At 34.1% G+C, this 3,247-nt stretch carries 3 protein-coding genes; all 3 read left to right on the top strand.

The window, feature by feature from the left end; genetic code table 11:
* Window positions 1–663, top strand: a 663-nt coding sequence (locus tag ACRD69_RS25230; RefSeq protein WP_430817910.1) for a transglutaminase domain-containing protein, incomplete at its 5' end; no start/stop codon positions are given.
* Window positions 664–914: 251 nt separating this feature from the next.
* Window positions 915–1,928, top strand: a complete 1,014-nt coding sequence (locus ACRD69_RS25225; protein WP_430817909.1) for an IS110 family RNA-guided transposase — start codon at window positions 915–917, stop codon at window positions 1,926–1,928.
* 251 nt (window positions 1,929–2,179) lie between these two features.
* On the top strand, window positions 2,180–2,896 hold the full coding sequence (locus tag ACRD69_RS25220; protein WP_430817908.1) for a hypothetical protein: 717 nt from the start codon (window positions 2,180–2,182) through the stop codon (window positions 2,894–2,896).
* Window positions 2,897–3,247 lie beyond the last annotated feature (351 nt).

The raw sequence follows: 3,247 nt of genomic DNA, 5'->3' as shown, positions 1-3,247 counted from the left end.
AATAAAACTATCAAAAGAACACTAAGAAAACGAAAAGCAGTTTGCGACGGCTACTCAAGATTATTTAAGAGGTTATGTGATTTAACAAATATCGAATGTGTAATTGTTACTGGTACCTCAAAGACTAAGAAAAGTGAAATAGGAAAATCACCTAAAAGAAACAGACACGCATGGAATGCTGCAAAGGTTAATGATAGATGGGAGTTAATTGATGTCACATGGGGGGCTGGATATGTTGAATCCAAGAAGTTCTTTAAAAGATATACTGAAGATTACTTTTGCAGTAATCCAGAAATGTTTTTTCTCAAGCACTATCCTAAAGATACAAGGTGGTTATTTACAAAGAAAACTAAAGAGGATTTTGCCAATTTGCCATTGTATTATTCAAGCTACTACAAGTCTGAGATTAAATTTAATAGCTCATACAGTGGAGTTATTGAATCTGTGGAAAATGATTTAGTACATTTCAAGGTAGACGCAAATGGAGAATTGCCATATTTGACTTATGCTTTTAATAATGATAAATACTCAAAAAAACCTGACATCGAATATAATGCTGATGAGATTCTTTTCTCCATACCTCTTGAAAATAGAAAAAAGGGATATCTCACATTGTATTATAGGCACAAGGCAATAGTGACATATAAATTAAATCTAAGATAAAAACGGGGGCTAACACGCTAGTATAAAGCATCGTTAGTTTGAGGTTTACTAAATACGAATCAAAGTAAATAGTTAAACGTGATTATTTATCTTAGATAAAAAGCTCCATCTGCTGCATTAACTTTTATAAAGCAAGAGATAAAATCTATGCCATATATTAAGGACAGCAGGTTATTGAGATTAAGCCAGAGAGTATTTAGGGTAGAACCCACTATCACGATGTTAGCCACTCAATACGGAGCGTAAAACAAATGTTTATGCTAGTATATGGAATTGATTTATCAAAGGAAAAGTTCGATGTCAACTTTATTGATGCAAACGGAAAAGAAAAGAACCAACAGGTGAAAAACAAAGTAGCAGCGATATCCAAGTTCTTACTAGAATTATCAACTAGTGATGTTTTGGTGGCTGAGCATACAGGAGCTTATGGAGATCTGCTTGTATACTTGAGCAATCAACTTAATGTTAGCATAGCTTTAGTGCCTGGTTATACCATCAAACATAGCATGGGGTTAGTTAAGGGAAAGTCAGATCCTGTTGATGCCAGACGTATACGAGAGTATGGAGAGCGTTTCTTTGATAAGCTAAAGTTCAAGGTATATGATGATGAAACTGTTGTTGAGTTAAAAGCATTATATAGCCTAAGATCACAATTGGTTAAGTCTCGCAAGAGTTTGCGAACAGGTGAGCATGGGCGCTCACAAGTACCAATGCAGAGTATTGCTGTAAATGCACATATCAAGAGTGCTTTACTAGCATTAGACAAGGAAATAGAGGCACTGGATAATGAAATTGAGCTTCTTATTATGGCTAGTGAAGCAACACATGAAAATTACAAACTGGCAGTTAGTGTTAAAGGTATTGGGCCAGTAATTGCCGCTGATTTAATAATTAAAACTGGAAATTTTCAGAATATTGATACGGCAAAAAAAGCAGCTTCATATGCTGGAGTATGCCCATTCCCTAATGCATCGGGAAAAATGGTAGGTAAAGCTAAAACCAGCCCATTTGCCGATAAGAAATTAAAGGCGCTACTTTATATGGGAGCAAAAGCTGCGGTCAAACACAATCACGAATACCGTTTATATTATCAGAAGAAGAAACAAGAAGGAAAGCCTCATTATTTAATAATGAATAATGTGTCCAATAAAATGTTACGAACAGTATATAGTGTTGTAAAGAATAAGATACCTTACAGGCAAGATTTCATTTGTCTTGACCCAAGGGAGAGAAATATTAACAGCTCCAAGGAAAAAGTGGCTTAAAAACTTGTATTTAAATAGAGTATATATGGCGTTCACAGTATTTTGGAGGTTTGTCAGGGAATTTGACACTGCCAAATCTTTGATTTATGAACAATGTGTTCGCTTTTTATAGGTGTTCATGATTTTCAATTGGCTTTAGAAATGAAAAGATAAAAACAAATAAAAGATTTGGCTCAGTGGAGTTTTGGAAGGTTTGGTTCGTTAAATTGCCAAACGCTTAATCTAGCCAACCGCACATACAGAAAGCAAAAATGAATAAGAAAAGTATCAATAGATTCATCATCCTAATAATTTTTGTGGTGTTTGGATTTGCTTATCTCTACTATAAGACACTAATATATTATGAGGTTGTGAACTGTTTTTCTTATGATTTGAATGTATATCGAGCAAGACCGTCGGTTTATACGGTTAAGTATTTTTATCAATACAAGGACAAGTATTATTTTGACCAGAAAAGGTTCACTTCTCCAAAGAAAGCCATTCCGAGTTCTGCAGCAAAAGTGAGAGTATGTAAATTCAATCCATCGAAGAATTACTTAATTGCAAAAAGGTCAAATGCTCAATCGAACTATGATTATAAAATGCAAAAACCATTTATTGACTCACTTAATAGTAGCATTAAAAGCATAAAGGATTATTATCCAGAAAGATTCACAAAAGCTATTCTTGGAAATAAAAAGCCATTAATTTATTCCAATAGCATTGAAAGTGCAGAATATAAGAAGGTTGTTGAAGCATTAAACAAAGTTGTGTTTTGCGAAGGCAGTTTAATCGAGACATTTGTATTAGACAAAGAATTGGATAGTTATAAATTGTATCTCATTCATTATTATTTGAATGACTTCTCGGTAGACTCAAAGTTAACTTCAATATATCACAAGCTGATTAAAGATTCTTTAAATAAAGACATTACAATAATTGTCGTAGACAAAAATAAGGTAAAAGAACAAAAAATATACGCAACCTAACACGCTGCGCATAGTGCATTTCGGAATTCGAGTATTTTAGAATGTCCTTAGCTTCGACAACCAGCGCCAAATCGTCGATTTATGAACAAAGGGTTTGTTTCTTTTGGAGTTCATGATTTTCAATTGGCTTAAAATGAAAAGTTAAAACAAAAAAACGCTTTGGCTCAGCTCAACTTGGAAAGTTTGTAAGGATAATATCCCCTCACGACGCCATGCAGCGGGACCGTCAGACTGTCTAAAAACCTATCATTTAAGAATCACAAGATCAGATATTTTGTATCTTCAAGTATGAAATACATCCAAGGCCAAAACCGCACACAAATCCAGTTATTCACCCTTACGCTTGATGAT

It is taken from the genome of Carboxylicivirga agarovorans, from assembly GCF_050589845.1.
GTDB classification, from domain to species: Bacteria; Bacteroidota; Bacteroidia; order Bacteroidales; family Marinilabiliaceae; genus Carboxylicivirga; species Carboxylicivirga agarovorans.
The sequence above is the reverse complement of the archived record's forward strand: the minus strand, read 5'-3'. Positions and strand labels throughout refer to the sequence as shown.